At 69.0% G+C, this 15773-nt stretch carries 14 protein-coding genes; 13 read left to right on the top strand and 1 reads right to left on the bottom strand.

The window, feature by feature from the left end; genetic code table 11:
• The first annotated feature begins 116 nt into the window (after positions 1 to 116).
• Genes ACWDXS_RS04110 through ACWDXS_RS04065 form a run of 10 tightly spaced genes read left to right on the top strand, consistent with a single transcriptional unit; the run spans position 117 to position 12097 of the window.
• Positions 117 to 1715 (top strand): SMP-30/gluconolactonase/LRE family protein, encoded by a 1599-nt coding sequence (locus ACWDXS_RS04110; RefSeq protein WP_449961822.1) that lies wholly within the window; start codon positions 117 to 119, stop codon positions 1713 to 1715.
• Complete coding sequence (locus ACWDXS_RS04105; RefSeq protein ID WP_067444857.1) at positions 1712 to 2569, top strand: SDR family NAD(P)-dependent oxidoreductase; 858 nt, start codon at positions 1712 to 1714, stop codon at positions 2567 to 2569. Before ACWDXS_RS04110 ends, ACWDXS_RS04105 begins: the two co-directional genes overlap by 4 nt.
• Positions 2570 to 2577: 8 nt before the next feature.
• Entirely contained in the window at positions 2578 to 3951 is a 1374-nt protein-coding gene (locus tag ACWDXS_RS04100; RefSeq protein WP_067444854.1) for an aromatic ring-hydroxylating oxygenase subunit alpha, read from the top strand.
• A gap of 48 nt (positions 3952 to 3999) precedes the next feature.
• The gene (locus ACWDXS_RS04095) at positions 4000 to 5841 is read left to right on the top strand and encodes a flavin-containing monooxygenase (protein ID WP_449961817.1); all 1842 of its coding nucleotides are present in this window, start codon (positions 4000 to 4002) and stop codon (positions 5839 to 5841) included.
• 24 nt (positions 5842 to 5865) lie between these two features.
• Positions 5866 to 6792, top strand: a complete 927-nt coding sequence (locus ACWDXS_RS04090; protein WP_378990236.1) for an SDR family NAD(P)-dependent oxidoreductase — start codon at positions 5866 to 5868, stop codon at positions 6790 to 6792.
• Positions 6782 to 8488, top strand: coding sequence for a thiamine pyrophosphate-binding protein (locus tag ACWDXS_RS04085; protein WP_449961814.1), 1707 nt, complete (start codon positions 6782 to 6784; stop codon positions 8486 to 8488). The genes ACWDXS_RS04090 and ACWDXS_RS04085 overlap by 11 nt, the downstream gene beginning before the upstream one ends.
• Positions 8489 to 8495: 7 nt before the next feature.
• Complete coding sequence (locus ACWDXS_RS04080) at positions 8496 to 9926, top strand: aldehyde dehydrogenase family protein (protein WP_449961811.1); 1431 nt, start codon at positions 8496 to 8498, stop codon at positions 9924 to 9926.
• A gap of 10 nt (positions 9927 to 9936) precedes the next feature.
• Positions 9937 to 10764: a TauD/TfdA dioxygenase family protein gene (locus ACWDXS_RS04075; RefSeq protein WP_449961808.1), complete on the top strand. Its 828-nt coding sequence runs from the start codon at positions 9937 to 9939 to the stop codon at positions 10762 to 10764.
• Positions 10761 to 11504 (top strand): SDR family NAD(P)-dependent oxidoreductase, encoded by a 744-nt coding sequence (locus tag ACWDXS_RS04070; RefSeq protein ID WP_449961805.1) that lies wholly within the window; start codon positions 10761 to 10763, stop codon positions 11502 to 11504. Before ACWDXS_RS04075 ends, ACWDXS_RS04070 begins: the two co-directional genes overlap by 4 nt.
• A 56-nt stretch (positions 11505 to 11560) precedes the next feature.
• The gene (locus ACWDXS_RS04065) at positions 11561 to 12097 is read left to right on the top strand and encodes a carboxymuconolactone decarboxylase family protein (protein WP_067445225.1); all 537 of its coding nucleotides are present in this window, start codon (positions 11561 to 11563) and stop codon (positions 12095 to 12097) included.
• Between the two features lie 21 nt (positions 12098 to 12118).
• Here ACWDXS_RS04065 and ACWDXS_RS04060 read toward each other — a convergent pair whose 3' ends face one another.
• Entirely contained in the window at positions 12119 to 12835 is a 717-nt protein-coding gene (locus ACWDXS_RS04060; protein WP_449961802.1) for an enoyl-CoA hydratase/isomerase family protein, read from the bottom strand.
• Positions 12836 to 12925: 90 nt separating this feature from the next.
• On the opposite strand from ACWDXS_RS04060, the gene ACWDXS_RS04055 reads away from it, so the two are divergent.
• The 3 genes from ACWDXS_RS04055 to ACWDXS_RS04045 all read left to right on the top strand — a co-directional run bounded on the left by ACWDXS_RS04055 (position 12926) and on the right by ACWDXS_RS04045 (position 15754).
• Positions 12926 to 14473 (top strand): AMP-binding protein, encoded by a 1548-nt coding sequence (locus ACWDXS_RS04055; protein ID WP_449961799.1) that lies wholly within the window; start codon positions 12926 to 12928, stop codon positions 14471 to 14473.
• A gap of 286 nt (positions 14474 to 14759) precedes the next feature.
• Entirely contained in the window at positions 14760 to 15293 is a 534-nt protein-coding gene (locus ACWDXS_RS04050) for an NUDIX hydrolase (RefSeq protein ID WP_387444624.1), read from the top strand.
• Between the two features lie 248 nt (positions 15294 to 15541).
• A complete protein-coding gene (locus ACWDXS_RS04045; RefSeq protein WP_449961795.1) occupies positions 15542 to 15754 on the top strand; it encodes a DUF2283 domain-containing protein in 213 nt (70 codons plus the stop codon).
• The last annotated feature ends 19 nt before the right edge of the window (positions 15755 to 15773 follow it).

Genomic DNA, 15773 nt, shown 5'->3' with positions numbered 1-15773 from the left:
TTGCTGGCAGGCTCCGAGCCACCGATGAAGTGGTCCGCATCACGCTCCGGCGATCCGCAGGACAGCGACGCCACCCATCGCGGACCCCGACGCACTCACCCGGAGGAGGCCCCACCTTGATACAAGGGGCGCGCTACATCAGCACCACAGCAACGAGCCTCGCCGAAGGGTGGAGCCTGGAACGCCTCACGCCGCCGAGCCGGCTCTTCGGCGCCAACGGCCTGCGCACCGGCCCCGACGGCCGCATCTACGTCGCCCAGGTGACCGGCAGCCAGATCAGCGCCCTCGACGTCGCCACCGGCGGACTCGAGACGATCAGTGCCAAGGGCGGCGACATCATCGCCCCCGACGACCTGGCCTTCGACGACCACGGCAACCTGTTCGCCACCGAGGTGATGGACGGGCGGGTCAGCATGCGCGGCGCCGACGGCCAGACCAGGGTGCTGCGCGACGATCTGCCCAGCGCGAACGGCATCACCGTGCACCAGAACCGGTTGTTCGTCAACGAATGTCGCGTCGGCGGACGGCTCATGGAGCTGTTCACCGACGGCAGCGAGCCCCGGGTCCTGGCGGAGAACCTGGCCATGCCCAACGCCATGGAGGTCGGTCCCGACGGGCTCCTCTACTACCCGGTGATGGGCACCAACGACATCTGGCGGATCGACCCGCGCGGCGGCGAACCCGAACGCGTCGTCGGCGATCTCGGCGTGCCCGACTCGGTGAAGTTCGACGCGGCGGGCAACATCGTCTCCACCCAGGTGAGCACCGGCGAGGTCCTGCGCATCGATCCCCGAACCGGACAGCGCACCGTCCTGGCCACCCTGAACCCCGGCTTGGACAACTGCACGTTCGTCGACGGTCGGCTCTTCGTCTCCAACTTCACCGGCGAGATCACCGAGATCCTCGATGGCGGCGAGACCAGAACCACCCTGCCCGGGGGCCTGAACTGGCCGCTGGACCTCACCGTCGGCAGCGACGGCGAACTCTACGTCGCCGACGGCACCTACTTCTACGTGCTGCGCCGGGGACAGGCCCCGGAAACGGTCGGCATGCTGTTCAGCCCCGGCTATCCCGGCTTCATCCGAGGCGTCACCGCCGTCGGCGCGGGGGAATTCGTGGTCACCACCTCGGGCGGACAGATCACGCGGTGGCGGCCGGCGAGTCAGGAGAGCGAGGTGCTGGCCGACGAACTCGACCAGCTCTACGGCGTGGCGCTCGGACCCAACGGCGACATCGTCGCCACGGAGTTCGGCCGCGGCCGGGTGCTGGCCGTGCGGTCCGGCGGCCGGGTCGAGGAGCTGGCCTCGGGCCTGAACCAGCCGATCGGCGTCGCGTTCACCACCGGCGGGACCTGCCTGGTCGCCGAAGCCGGCGCGGGCCGCATCGTCTCGGTGAGCAGCGCCGGGGTCGACACGGTGGTCGACGCGCTCGAGCAGCCCCAGGGCATCCTGGTGCGCGGCGACACGCTCTACATCGTCGATGTCGGCAGCAAGTCGCTGATCAGCGTCGATCTCGCGACCAAGGTCCGGACCACCCTGGCCAAGAACCTGCCGGTCGGGGCACCGCCCGGAGTCACCCCCAAGCCGCTGCGGGGGCTGCCGCCGTTCTCCGGTCCGCAGGGCCCCTTCGCGGGGATCACCGCCGGACCCGACGGGACCCTGTACCTGTCGGCCGACGCCGAGGGCAGCGTGCTCGCGCTGCGCGCCACGGCATGAACCCGGCGGTGGCGGCCGGGTCGATCGACCTGAGCGGACGCGTCGTCGTGGTGTCCGGGGCGGCGGGCGGCGGCATCGGCACCTCGGTGGTGGAGATGGTCGCGCGGGCCGGGGCCACCGTGATCGCGGTGAGCCGATCGAAGGACAACCTCACGACCCACATCGACCCGCTGATCGAGCAGGGGCTCGCGGTGGTGCCGGTGGCGGCCGACGCCGCCACCGACGACGGCATCGCCACGGTGCTCGCGACAATCCGCGCCACCGAGGGCGACCTGCACGGTCTGGTCAACGTGGCGGGCGGCGCGGCCCCGGCGACGTGGATGCCCGCGCTGCGGGTGAGTCGCGCCGATTGGCGAGCGCTGTTCACCCAGAACCTCGAAACGATGTTCTTCATGAGTCAGGCCGTCGCCGCCGAATTGAAAACGCGGCAACGGCCCGGCTCGATCGTCTCGATCTCCTCGATCAGCGGCATGAACACCGCGCCGTTCCACATCGGCTACGGCACGGCCAAAGCCGCGTTGGTGGCCGCGACCCGGACCATGGCGGTCGAACTCGCCGCCGACGGCATCCGGGTCAACGCCATCGCCCCCGGGGTGACCAAGACCCCCGCTTCGGCGACCTATGTCGGCGAGGACGCCGACCGGGACCGGCGCGCCATCGCCATGGGTCGGCGCGCGCGGCCCGAGGAGCAGGCGGGCGCGATCCTGTTCTTGCTCTCGGACCTGTCGACCTACATCACGGGTCAGACGCTGCTGGTCGACGGCGGACTCGACCTCAAGTGGACCCATCTCGACGCCGATCACACATCGCTGTTCCTCGAGGACGACGCGTTCCGCACCGCCATCACCCGCTAGGAGAGGTCATGACCGACACCACCGAGTCCGCGCTCACCGCTACCGAGGAGGCGCTGTCGACCCCGCGCACGATCGGCGTGGAGGCCTATCTGTCGCCGGACTACGCCCGCGCCGAACGCGACAAGCTGTGGACCAAGGTGTGGCAGCAGGTCGGTCGGGTCGAGGAACTGGCCCAGGTCGGCGACTTCCTCACCTACGACATCCTCGACGACTCGATCATCGTGGTGCGCTCGGCGCCCGACACGCTGCGCGCCTACTACAACGTCTGCTCGCATCGGGGCCGCCGGCTGATCGACACTCCCCCGGGCGCGCGGGAGGCCCACGGCCGCCGCAAGCAGTTCGTCTGCGGGTTCCACGGCTGGCGCTACGACCTCGAGGGCCGCAATACCTTCGCGGCCGAGCAGCAGGACTGGCCGTGCGGGCTGACCCCGGACCGCACCCGGCTCGGCGAGGTGCGGGTCGACACCTGGGGCGGCTGGATCTGGATCACCATGGACCCCGAGGCCGAGCCGCTGCGGGAGTACCTGGAGCCCGCGGCCGGGCTGCTCGATCCGTTCCAGCTGGAGAACATGCGCTATCGGTGGCGGCGCTGGCTGGTCTTCGACTGCAACTGGAAGGTCGCGTTGGAGGCGTTCATGGAGACCTACCACGTGCCCTACACCCACCCCGAGTTCATGAACTTCGGCAATTTCCTCGGGTGGTCGCGCGCGCAGGGCAAGCACAGCAACATCGGCTACGACGCGCCCAAGGGCATGGAGGAGAACCAGGCCAAGCTGCGCCTCGGCGCCGGACCCGACGCCCGCATGTCCACGGCCGAACTCCAGAACTTCACCTGGGAGAACGCCAATACCAACACCACCCGCACCCTGGTCGACGCCGCGAATCGGCTGGTCGCGGAGCTGCCCGAGGGCACCCCGGCCGATCAGGTGCTCAAACACTGGCTGCAATCGGCCCGCGAGTACGACGCCGATCGCGGGGTGGTGTGGCCGACGGTGGACCCGCAGGTCGTCGCGGCGGCGGGGACCGCGTGGCAGATCTTCCCCAACTTCCAGATCGGGCACGCGCTCAACAACATGCTCTGCTACAGCGCCCGGCCCTACGGCTACGACCCCGACAAGTGCATCTTCGAGGCGGCCGTCTACGAACTGTTCCCGGCCGGCCAGGAACCGAAGACCGAGTGGGAGTACACCGCCGCCGACGATCCGGCCTGGCGCACCGTCCTGCCCCAGGACTTCTCGAACATGGCCGCTGTGCAGCAGGGCATGAAGACGCGCGGCTTCGCCGGGCCGATGCCCAATCCCTACCGCGAACGCAGCGTCGTGAACCTGCACCACAACCTGGCCACCTACATGGGCACCGGCGCACCGCGCGACCTCGCCTGAGTCCGTGCCCTGATCACCCGAAACACCGCACCACACCGAGGAATTCGCATGCAGAACTGCGCACCAACGCAGACACCCGAGGTCGATCACGAAGCGCTCCGGGCGAAGTATCTCGCCGAACGCGACAAGCGCATCCGCCCCGAGGGCCAGCAGCAGTACGTGACGGCCGAGGCGGACTTCGCCGAGTATCACGAAGCCGACCCGTACACCCCGGTCCAGCCGCGACCGCCGATCTCCCAGGACATCGACGTGGCGATCCTCGGCGGCGGGCTGGCCGGACTCGTCACCGCAGCCCGGATCAGCGAGGCCGGGGTGGCGGACTTCCGGATCATCGAGCACGCCGGCGATTTCGGCGGCGCGTGGTACTGGAATCGCTACCCCGGCATCCAGTGCGACACCGACTGCTACTGCTATCTGCCGCTGCTCGAGGAGGTCGGCTACGTCCCGAAGCAGAAGTACTCCTACGGTGACGAGGTCTTCGAGCACTGCCAGCGCATCGGCAGGCACTTCGGTCTCTACGACAAGGCGATCTTCGGCACGCTCACCCGTTCGATGGCGTGGGACGAGTCGATCCAGCGCTGGCGGATCGGCACCGATCGGGGTGACGAGATCCGCGCCCGCTTCGTCGTCATGTGTCAGGGCCCGTTCAACCGGCCCAAGCTGCCCGGCATCCCCGGTCTCGGCGATTTCGCGGGACACACCTTCCACACCGCGCGCTGGGACTACGAGTACACCGGCGGCGACATGCGCGGGGGCCTGGACAAACTCGCCGACAAGCGGGTGGCGATCATCGGGACCGGCGCCAGCGGCGTGCAGTCCATCCCCCACCTGGCCCGCTCGGCGCGCCATCTCACCGTCTTCCAGCGCACCCCGTCCTACATCTACGAGCGCGGCAACGTGCCCACCGACCCCGCGTGGGCCGAGAGCTTGCAGCCCGGCTGGCAGGAGGAGATCCGCCGCAACTTCCACACCGGCGCGTTCGAAGCCTACGGTCCCGGTCAGGACGATCTGGTCTGCGACGGCTGGACCGAGGTCAGCCGCAATGTGCGCGACCACCTCGACAGCACCGGCGGCTGGGCGGGGCTGACGCCGGAGAAGTTCATGGAGCTGCGCGAGCTGGCGGACTATCGGGCGATGCAGCGGGTGCGCGACCGGGTCGACGAGATCGTCACCGACCCGGCGACCGCCGAGGCGCTCAAGCCCTACTACCGGTTCCTGTGCAAGCGGCCGTGTTTCAACGACGAGTACCTGCCGACCTTCAACCGCGACAACGTCACCCTCGTCGATGTTTCCGGCACCAAGGGCGTGGAGCGGATCACCGCCAAGGGCATCGTCGCCGACGGCGTCGAACACGAAGTGGACTGCATCATCTTCGCCAGCGGTTTCGAGATCACCACCGACCTCGACCGACGCTTCGGCATCGCCCCCTACGTGGGCCGCGACGAGCTCTCGCTCTACGACCACTGGGCCAAGGGCTACCGCACCCTGCACGGCACGATGACCACCGGTTTCCCGAACCAGTTCTTCACCGGGTTCGTCCAGGGCGGGGTGACCGCGAGCACGACGGCCATGTTCGAACAGCAGGCCCGCCACATCGCCTTCATCATCGAGCAGACGATGAGCCGGGGCGCGACCACGGTGGAACCCACCGCCGACGCGCAGGAACAGTGGTGCGCGACCGTGCGCGAGAGCGCGATCGACAACAGCAACTTCCAGCGCGAGTGCACCCCCGGCTACTACAACAACGAGGGCGAACAGCAGATCCGCTCCCATCTCGGCGACCCGTACTGGCCCGGCTTCTACGCCTTCGAGGATCTGCTCCAGGCGTGGCGCGACACCGGCGAGCTGCCCGGCCTGGCGCTGGGCACCCCGACCGAACCGGCCCGATGAGGCGCGCGGCGAGCGGAGCCCACCATGTCTGAACTCGGGTTCGAGGGCAGAGTCGCCGTGATCACCGGCGCCGGACGCGGATTGGGCCGCGCCTACGCGCTGCTGCTCGCCGCGAAGGGGGCCAGGGTGGTCGTCAACGATCCCGGCGCCACCATCAGCGGGGACAGCGGCGACGCCGGGGTCGCCGCGGCGGTGGTCGAGGAGATCACCGCCGCCGGCGGCATCGCGGTGGCCAGCACCGCTTCGGTGGCGACGGCGCAGGGCGGGCGCGCGATCGTGGCGACCGCGATCGAGGCCTTCGGCCGGATCGACATCATCGTGCACAACGCGGGCAACAACCGGTACGCACCGCTGGCGCAGATGTCCTACGAGGATTTCGACGCCGTCCTCGACGTCCACCTGCGCGGCGCGTTCCACGTGGTGCGCCCGGCGTTCGCGCTGATGTGCGAGGCCGGATACGGCCGGGTGGTCCTCACCTCCTCGATCGGCGGGCTCTACGGCAACCACCGCGTCGCCAACTACGGCGCCGCCAAGGCTGGGCTGATCGGACTGTCGAACGTGATCGCGCTCGAGGGCGCCGAACACGGCGTGCGCTGCAACGTGATCGTGCCCGCCGCGCTCACCCGCCTCGCCGAGGGCATCGACACCTCGGCCTATCCGCCCATGGACCCGGAACTGGCGGCGCCGGTGGTGGGGTGGCTCGCGCACGAATCCTGCTCGATCACCGGGGAGATGCTGGTGTCGATCGCCGGACGCGTGGCGCGGGCGTTCATCGCCGAGACCCCCGGGGTGTACCAACCGAGCTGGTCGATCGAGGAGGTCGGCGCGCGGATCGACGACATCCGGGCGACCGAGGATCCCTGGATCCTGCCGGTCGTCCCCTCCGGACACATCGACCACATCACCAAGAGCTTCGCGACAGCTATGAAGGGCAGCACGCATGTCGGTTAAAGTCTACGAACGCATTCTGCAACTCTTCGAAGCCGAGGGCATCAACACCCTGTTCGGCATTCCCGACCCCAACTTCGTGCACATGTTCCATCTCGCCGAAGAACGCGGTTGGACGGTGGTGGCCCCGCACCACGAGGAGTCGGCCGGTTTCATGGCCGAGGCCGTCTCCCGGATGACCGGCAAGGCCGCGGTGTGCATCGGCACCCTCGGCCCCGGCGTCGCCAACCTGGCCGGGGCCATGATGTGCGCCAAGGTCGAGAACTCGCCGGTGATCTTCCTGGGCGGGCAGCGCGCGCGGATCACCGAACAGCGGGTGCGGCGCGGTCGCATCCAGTTCGTGAAGCAGGCGGAACTGTTCGAGCCGTCGGTGAAGTACTGCGCCAGTATCGAATACGCCGACCAGACCGACGAGGTCATCCGGCAGGGTCTGCGCAAGGCGCTTTCGGGCACCCCCGGCCCGGTGTACATCGAGTACCCCTCGCACGTGATCCAGGAGGAACTCGAGGTCGGGCCCGCGCTGGCGCCGTCGGCGTATCGCCTGGTGGGACAGACCGCCGGTGCGGACCGGATCGCCGAGGCGGTCGACTACATCCGCGTGGCGAGCCAGCCCGTGCTGCTCGTGGGACACGGCGTGCACACCACACGCGCCGGCAAGTCGGTCCGCGCGCTGGCCGAGGCCATGGCCTGCCCGGTCATCCAGACCTCGGGCGGCACCTCCTTCATCCCCGGGCTCGAGGACCGCACTTTCCCGTACGGGTTCTCGGCGGCGGCGATCGACGCGGTCGTGAAATCCGATCTGTGCCTGGCCATCGGCACCGAACTGGGCGAACCGGTGCACTACGGGCGCGGACGGCACTGGGTCGCCAACGAGGCCAACCGCAAGTGGATCCTCGTCGAGCAGGACCCCGAGGCCATCGGGGTGAACCGATCGGTGGACGTGCCGCTGGTCGGTGACCTGCGCGCGATCGTCCCGCAGCTGGTCGAGGCGCTGCGCGAGACCCCACGCACCCCCACCCCCGAGCTCGCGGGCTGGATCGAACAGGACGCGGCCCAGCTCGCGGAACTGGCCGAGACCGCGCCGTCGGGGATGTCGCCGGTGCACCCTGCGCGGCTGATCGTGGAGGCGACGCAGGCGTTTCCGGCCGACGGCATCATGGTGCGCGACGGCGGCGCCACGACGATCTTCGGCTGGACCTACTCGCAAGCCAAACCGCACGACGTCATGTGGAATCAGAACTTCGGGCACCTGGGCACCGGACTGCCCTACGCGGTAGGCGCGGGCGTGGCCGACGGCGGCAAACGACCGATGATGCTGATCACCGGCGACTCCTCGTTCCAGTTCCACATCGCCGAACTCGAAACCGCCGCGCGACTGAACCTCCCCCTGGTCTGTGTGGTCGCGGTCGACTACGCCTGGGGGCTCGAGGTCGGCGTCTACAAGCGCACCTACGGGCAGGGCTCGCTCGAGACGGGCGTGCACTGGAGCAAGAACACCCGGCTGGACAAGGTCGCCGAGGGCTTCGGCTGCTACGGCGAATACGTCGAGCGCGACGAGGACATCGCCCCCGCCATCAAACGCGCCTACGCCAGCGGGCGACCGGGCGTCATCCACGTCGCGGTCGACCCGAAGGCGAATTCGGAAGAAATGCCGAGCTACGACGAATTCCGCACCTGGTACGCGGAAGGCACTCAGTGAGGAAATCATGCGTGAATATCTGAAGCTCTACATCGACGGGCAGTGGACCGACCCCGCCGAGCCCCACACCATCGACGTGGTGAATCCGGCCACCGAGCAGGTGTGCGGCACGGTGGCCGTCGGCACGGCGGCGGACGTGGACCGCGCGGTCGCCGCCGCGCGCGCCGCCTTCGCCGGGTGGTCGAGCACCGAGCCCGCGCAACGGCTCGCGCTGCTGCGCGCGGTTCTCGCCGAATATCAGAAACGCGCCCCCGATCTCGGGGCGGCGCTGATCGAGGAGCTGGGGGCACCGGCCGCCCTGGCCAACGGCTTCCAGGTGGACCTGGGGACGGGCCACCTCAGCACCACGATCGAGGTCCTCGAGGGATTCCGCTTCGAGGAACAGCGTGGCGCGTCGCTGATCGTGAAGGAGCCGATCGGGGTCTGCGCCCTGATCACCCCGTGGAACTGGCCGCTGAACCAGATCGCGGTGAAGGTCTTCCCCGCGCTGGCCACCGGCTGCACCATGGTGCTCAAGCCCTCCGAACTCGCGCCGTTCTCCGGCCAGATCTTCGCCGAGATCCTCGATGCCGCCGGTGTTCCGGCCGGGGTGTTCAACCTGGTGCAGGGCGACGGCCTCGCGGTCGGCGTGCCGTTGGCGAGTCATCCCGACGTCGACCTGGTCTCGTTCACCGGCTCGGCCAGGGCGGGCATCGATATCGCGCGCAACGCGGCGGCCGGGGTCAAGCGGGTCACCCAGGAGCTCGGCGGCAAGAACCCCAACATCATCCTCGATGACGACGCCTTCGCCGAGAACGTCGGCAAGGGCGTCGTGAGCATGATGCTCAACTCGGGCCAGACCTGCAGCGCGCCCTCGCGCATGCTGGTGCCCGGCGCGCGGATGGCCGAGGCGATCGAGGTCGCACGCGCAGCGGCCGAGGGGGTCACCGTCGGCGATCCGCACGGCGAGTTCGCCATCGGCCCGGTGGTCTCGGCCAACCAGTTCGACAAGATCCAGACACTGATCGCCAAGGGCATCGGCGAGGGGGCCACGCTGGTGGCGGGCGGGCCGGGCAAACCGGACGGTCTGAGCACCGGCTACTACGTGCGGCCCACCGTCTTCGCCGAGGTCACCAACGACATGACGATCGCCCGCGAGGAGATCTTCGGGCCGGTCCTGACGATCCTGGGCTACGACGATCTCGACCACGCCGTCGAGATCGCCAACGACACCGAGTACGGCCTGGCCGGCTTCGTCGCCGGCACCGACCTGGCGCAGGCGCGCGCGGTCGCCCGCCGGATCAGGGCGGGGTCGATCGCGATCAACGACGGGTTCGATTTCCACACGCCTTTCGGCGGCTACAAGAAGAGCGGCAACGGCCGCGAGTGGGGCGATTTCGGCTTCCACGACTACCTCGAGATCAAGGGCGTGCTCGGTTACGCGCCGCCGGAAGAATGAGAGGCGACCGATGCCTATCCTGGCCACGAAGAAACTGAGCGACGCCGTCGGCGTGGAGGTCCTCGACGCCGACGCCGACCGGCTGCTGCACGACCCCGACATTCCGGCCGCGTGCATGGCGGCGCTCGAGGAGCACGGCGTGCTGCTGTTTCGCGAACTGCACATCGGCGACGACGCGCAGGCGGCGTTCGGGCGGCGGTTGGGCGAGCTGGTGCAATTCCCGCTCTACGCCAACCCCGATGTCATGCAGATCAGCTTCGACCCCGACAATCCCAACGCGGAGTACTTCGCGAGCAACGATTTCTGGCACCTCGACGGCGCGTTGGACGCCATCCCGGCCAAGGCGTCGATGCTCAGCGCGCACGTGATCGCCACCGAGGGCGGCGAGACCGAGTTCGCCAGCACCTACGCGGCCTACGACAACCTCTCCGACGACGAGCGGCAGCGCTTCGCCGACCTGCGGGTGGTGCACACCTTCGCCGCGATCCAGCGACTGACCTACCCGGACCCCACCGAGGAGCAGCTCACCGAATGGGCCTCGCGCACCGTGCGCGAGCATCCGCTGGTGTGGCAGCACGACACCGGGCGGCGCTCCCTGGTCTTCGGGGCGACCACGTCCCACATCGTCGGCATGGACCCCGAGCAGGGGCGCGCACTGCTCGACGACCTCCAGGCGCGCGCCACCGCACCGGAGCGCGTGCTGCGCCACGCCTGGTCGGTGGGCGATCTGGTGATCTGGGACAACCGGGGCCTGGTCCACCGGGCGTGCGAGTTCGACCGGCGCGAACCGCGTCGGATGCACCGCACCACCCTCGCCGGCGACGAGGCCATCAAATGAGCGCCCGCACCGCGATCGTCACCGGCGGCGCGTCGGGGATCGGCGGCGCGATCAGCGCACGGCTCGCCGCCGACGGGGCATCCGTCGCCATCTTCGACCTCAACGGTGACGCGGCCAAGGACGCCGCCGCCGCGATCGAGAACGCCGGCGGTCGGGCGATCGGCCTGCCCGTCGACGTCACCGACCGCGCGGCGATCGACGCCGGGGTCGACGAGGTCCGCGCTCGGATCGGCCGACCGGCGGTGCTGGTGAACAGCGCCGGTCTCACCCTGGACGGACCGTTCCTCGAGATCAGCGCCGAGACCTGGAACCGGGCCCTGGCGATCAATCTCACCGGGACCTTCGACTGCTGCCAGGCGGTGATCCCGGACATGATCGAGCAGGGCTGGGGACGCATCGTCAACATCTCGTCGTCGAGCGTGCACAGCGGCGCGGCCGGGCTGGCCGGGTACGTCGCGGCGAAATCGGGCGTGGTGGGTCTGACCAAGGTGCTCGCGCTCGAGTTCGCCAAACGCGGGATCACGGTGAACACCATCCCGCCGGGCTTCATCGACACCCCGATGCTGCGCCACACCGTGGACCGGGGGTTCATCGACGTCGAGGCGCAGATCGCGCGCACCCCGGTCGGCCGGATCGGCACACCCGCCGACGTGGCCGCCACCTGCGCGTTCCTGGTGAGCGAGGAGGCCGGCTATCTCACCGGCCAGGTCATCGGCGTCAACGGCGGGCGGAACACGTGACAGCGGCGCAAGAGCCCCGCATCGCGCCGTTGCCGAAGGCGGAATGGTCCACGGAGATGACCACGTTCATGGCCGAGTATCGCAGCGCGGCGATCGGCGACAAGCCGTCGACCGGGCGGCAGAGCGGGGCGAACCTGCTGGGCACGCTGGCCAGATATCCGGCGCTGGCCAAACCGTTCCTCACCTTCAACGGGCACTTCCTCTACGGCTCCACGCTCTCGGCCCGGCAGCGCGAGCTGCTGGTGCTGCGGGTGGCGGCGGTCCAGCGCTGCGGCTACGAGTGGGCCCAGCATTCGATCCTGGCCGCCGACGCGGGCCTCGAGCCCGAGGAGATCGCCCGAATCGAACGGGGTCCGAGCGCGTCGGGGTGGTCGGCGATCGACGGCGCGCTGCTGGCCGCCGTCGACGAACTGCTCGGCGACGGGGCCGTGAGCGGCCCGACCTGGACCGCCCTGGCGACCGAGTTCGACGAGCACCAGCTGATGGATGTGGTGTTCACCGTGGGCATGTACGCGATGCTCGCCATGGCTCTGAGCTCGTTCGCCGTGGCGGCCGAAGCCGCGCTGGTTCCGTACCTGCCCGCACCGGAGTGAGCGCGGGCAGGTGAGCGCGAACTAGCCGCGTCGGGCGAGCACCGCGTCGGCCGCGGCCCAGTGCTCGTCCGCCACCCACAGGCGCGCGAAGGCCGTGACGGCCTCCTCGGCCGACACCCCGCCGACGACGCGCTTGATCTCGGCGGCCTGCGGGGTGGCCAGCGATCGGGCCAGCGCGCGCCAGCCGTCCTCGAACTCCGCGCGCGGCAGCACCCGGTCCACCAGGCCGAGGCGCTGCGCCTCGACGACGTCGAGGATCGCGCCGGACCCGGCGAGCAGCAGCGCGCGGCTCTTGCCGACGAGGGCGGCGAGGCGTTCCGCGCCGCCCCAGGCCGGCATGATCGCCAGCGCGGACTGGTTGAAGCCGATCTTGATATCGTCGGCGGCGACGCGGATGTCGGCGGCCACCGCGAATTCGGCGCCGCCGCCGAGCGCGTGCCCGTTGAGCGCGGCGATCACGGGGGCGGGGAAACTCGCCAGCCGGTCGCAGATCGAGCGCATCCGCCAGGCCATCGCGGCGGCCTGTTCCTCGGTGCGCAGAGCGCTGAGTTCCTTCAGGTCACCGCCGGAGACGAACGCGCGGTCACCGGCGCCGCGCACGACGAGAGCGCGTGCGCCCGCCGCCTTGTCGAGCGCCTCGTCGAGCTCGTCCATCGTGACGGGCGCGATGGCGTTGCGCGCGTGCGGTCGATCGATCGTGATGACCGCGACGCCCTCGTCCAGCTCGAGCTCGACCATCTAAGATTCTCCCATCACGAGATTGTCATTCTTGTTTTCAGAGAATAACATCATCGCTGCAGAACTTCGGATCGGGCATTGGAGTCTCACGTGCGCAGCATTCCCGCCGACTTGGTCGAGCACTACCGAACGCAGGGCTGGTGGACCGGCGAACCGATCGGCGAGCTGCTGACGCGCGGCCTCGCCGCCGCCCCGGACACCGAATTCCGGGTGCACTCCGCCGAGCGTCCCTGGTCGGGCACCTTCGGCGAGGTCGAGCACCGGGCCCGTCGCCTCGCCGCGGGCCTGCGCGCCCGCGGCGTCGGGCCCGGCGACGTCGTGGCCTTCCAGCTGCCCAACTGGATGGAGGCCGCCGCCACCTTCTGGGCGTCGGCCTTCCTCGGCGCGGTGGTGGTGCCCATCGTGCACTTCTACGGCCGCAAGGAACTCACCTACATCCTCGAGGCGACCACGCCACGGGTGTTCATCGGAGCGGAGCGCTTCGGGCGCCTCGAGTTCCAGGCCGATCTCTGCGCCGACATCCCGATCGTCGGCGTGGTGGGACGCGACTTCGACGACCTGCTCGCCGACGAACCAATGCCCGGATTCCTCCCGACCGATCCGGCCGGCCCCGCACTGATCGCCTTCACCTCGGGAACCACCAGCGCGCCCAAGGGCGTCGTACACAGCCATGAAACCCTCGGTCACGAAACCCGGCAGCTGTCCGCCTGGTACCCGCCCGACCGCGGCAAACAACTCACCGCCGCACCCGTCGGGCACTTCATCGGCATGGTGAACGCCTTCCTGATCCCGGTGCTGGACGCGTCGCCGGTGAACCTGGCCGATGTGTGGGACCCGCAGCGCGTCCTCGCGCTGATGCACAGCGACGGGCTCACCGTGGGCGGCGGCGCGACGTACTTCGTCACCAGCCTGCTCGACCACCCCGATTTCACCGCCGCGCATCTGCCCCGGATGAGGTACGCGGGCCTGGGCGGGTCGTCGGTGCCCGCGGCGGTCACCCGCAGGCTCGACGATCTGGGCATCACGGTGTTCCGCTCCTACGGCAGCACCGAGCACCCGTCGATCACCGGGTCACAGATCACCGCAGCCTCGGACAAACGCCTGTTCACCGACGGCGATGTCCTACCCGGCGTGGAGATCCGCCTGGCCCCCGACGGCGAAATCCTCAGTCGCGGACCGGAATTGTGCCTCGGCTACACCGACGCCGCCCTCACCGCCGCCGCCTTCGACGCCGACGGCTGGTACCGCACCGGCGACATCGGCGAACTCGACGCCGACGGCTACCTCACGATCACCGACCGCAAGGCTGACATCATCATCCGCGGCGGCGAGAACATCAGCGCCCTCGAAGTCGAGGAGGTCCTGCTGACAATGCCCGGAATCGCCGAGGCGGTCGTCGTCGCCGCACCGGATGCCCGCCTCGGCGAGCACGCCGCCGCCGTGGTGCGGCTGCGCGCCGGCCACGAGATGCCGACCATCACCGAGATGCGTACGCATTTCGACAAAGCCGGTGTCGCCAAACAGAAGTGGCCCGAGGAGCTACACCAGGTCGAGGACTTCCCCCGAACCGCCAGCGGCAAGGTACAGAAGTTCCACGTCCGACGAAACATCGCCGACCGCCAACCGATGAACGGCTGAACTCCCGCGCCCAGACGTAGAGCTGCGAAATCCACGCGGCGACCGCGTACGGGATCGAATCTGCGCGACCGATGGTGTCGAACCGACGCCATCGGCGCGCAGTTCGAGAACGCTTGGCCACCTTCGATTTCCAGCAAAGGATGATGCCGGGCGATCAGGTCTGAACTCGCCCGCTGGGCCGGTACGGCTACGACCTCCTGCGGTACGGCCATCGAAGTCGTCCGATCTGACAGACCTCGCACTCGGCAATTCCGCTCTGCCATCGCATTCCACTACCGTCGACGGCATGCGCGACAGCCAGTGGACAATCCTTGGTGAGCGGGTACTCGACGAGAGCCGGCACATCCGGCTGTCGACCGCCGATATCCGCCTGCCGGACGGCGTGGAGTTCACTCAGTACGTCGCCCGGATGCCACGGTGCGCGATGACACTGGTGCTCAATGATTCCCGCGAGGTCCTGCTGATGTACCGGCACCGGTGGATCATCGACCAGTGGGTATGGGAGCTGCCCGGCGGATACGTCGACCACGCTGAAGACGTGGCCTCGGCAGCGGCCCGCGAAGTCGAGGAAGAAACCGGGTGGCGCCCCCGCACCATGCAACACTTGGTGACCTACCAACCCGCGATCGGCACTCTCGACCATCCACAGGAGGTGTACCTCGCTCGCGGTGCCGACCTCACCGACACACGCCCGGACATCAACGAAGCCGAGGCAATCCGGTGGGTGCCGCTCGATGAGGCTGTGCAGATGATCGACCGTGGCGAAATCATCGGTGCGGCAACTGTAGTCGGCGTATACCGAGCGCTCACACTGACCTAGGAGTGCGTTCGGCGGGACTCCGCGCCACCAACCAATTCGAGCGCTTTCGACCCACCCGGTCCGCTTCGCATGGTCTTCCATCGCGAGGCTGGACGCGAGCAAGCACAAGTTGAACACGCGCCCACGCTGGTACCCATCGCTCATATTCAGCGACGCCCGCGCAAGTACTAGTGCGTGGTCCGATCACGAATCAACGACAATGGGCAACTGACGTCGGAACCAACTCGACAGGAGTTGTCCTTGTGCGGATGACCTACGATTCGACGGCCAACGCCGCGATGATCTACCTCGCCGATCGCATCGGCCCCGGACAAGCCGTCCGGCAACAAGCAGTACCACTCGACGGGGCCGAGATGGTCCTGGATTTCGATGTCGATGGCGTGCTACTCGGCATCGAGGTGATCGGCGCACGCGAAACCATCTCGGCCGAAGTACTCGACGCGGCTGAACAAATCGGATGATCCCCGCCGGTTCGGGCTA

Source organism: Nocardia sp. NPDC003183 (assembly GCF_053590715.1).
The sequence above is the reverse complement of the archived record's forward strand: the minus strand, read 5'-3'. Positions and strand labels throughout refer to the sequence as shown.

Coding starts and splice junctions, on each gene's coding strand:
- ACWDXS_RS04085 (WP_449961814.1), top strand. CDS start 6,782: ATGTCGGTTAAAGTCTACGAACGCATTCTGCAACTCTTCGAAGCCGAG.
- ACWDXS_RS04070 (WP_449961805.1), top strand. CDS start 10,761: ATGAGCGCCCGCACCGCGATCGTCACCGGCGGCGCGTCGGGGATCGGC.
- ACWDXS_RS04060 (WP_449961802.1), bottom strand. CDS start 12,835: ATGGTCGAGCTCGAGCTGGACGAGGGCGTCGCGGTCATCACGATCGAT.
- ACWDXS_RS04050 (WP_387444624.1), top strand. CDS start 14,760: ATGCGCGACAGCCAGTGGACAATCCTTGGTGAGCGGGTACTCGACGAG.
- ACWDXS_RS04105 (WP_067444857.1), top strand. CDS start 1,712: ATGAACCCGGCGGTGGCGGCCGGGTCGATCGACCTGAGCGGACGCGTC.
- ACWDXS_RS04045 (WP_449961795.1), top strand. CDS start 15,542: ATGACCTACGATTCGACGGCCAACGCCGCGATGATCTACCTCGCCGAT.
- ACWDXS_RS04090 (WP_378990236.1), top strand. CDS start 5,866: ATGTCTGAACTCGGGTTCGAGGGCAGAGTCGCCGTGATCACCGGCGCC.
- ACWDXS_RS04095 (WP_449961817.1), top strand. CDS start 4,000: ATGCAGAACTGCGCACCAACGCAGACACCCGAGGTCGATCACGAAGCG.
- ACWDXS_RS04075 (WP_449961808.1), top strand. CDS start 9,937: ATGCCTATCCTGGCCACGAAGAAACTGAGCGACGCCGTCGGCGTGGAG.
- ACWDXS_RS04065 (WP_067445225.1), top strand. CDS start 11,561: ATGACCACGTTCATGGCCGAGTATCGCAGCGCGGCGATCGGCGACAAG.
- ACWDXS_RS04080 (WP_449961811.1), top strand. CDS start 8,496: ATGCGTGAATATCTGAAGCTCTACATCGACGGGCAGTGGACCGACCCC.
- ACWDXS_RS04100 (WP_067444854.1), top strand. CDS start 2,578: ATGACCGACACCACCGAGTCCGCGCTCACCGCTACCGAGGAGGCGCTG.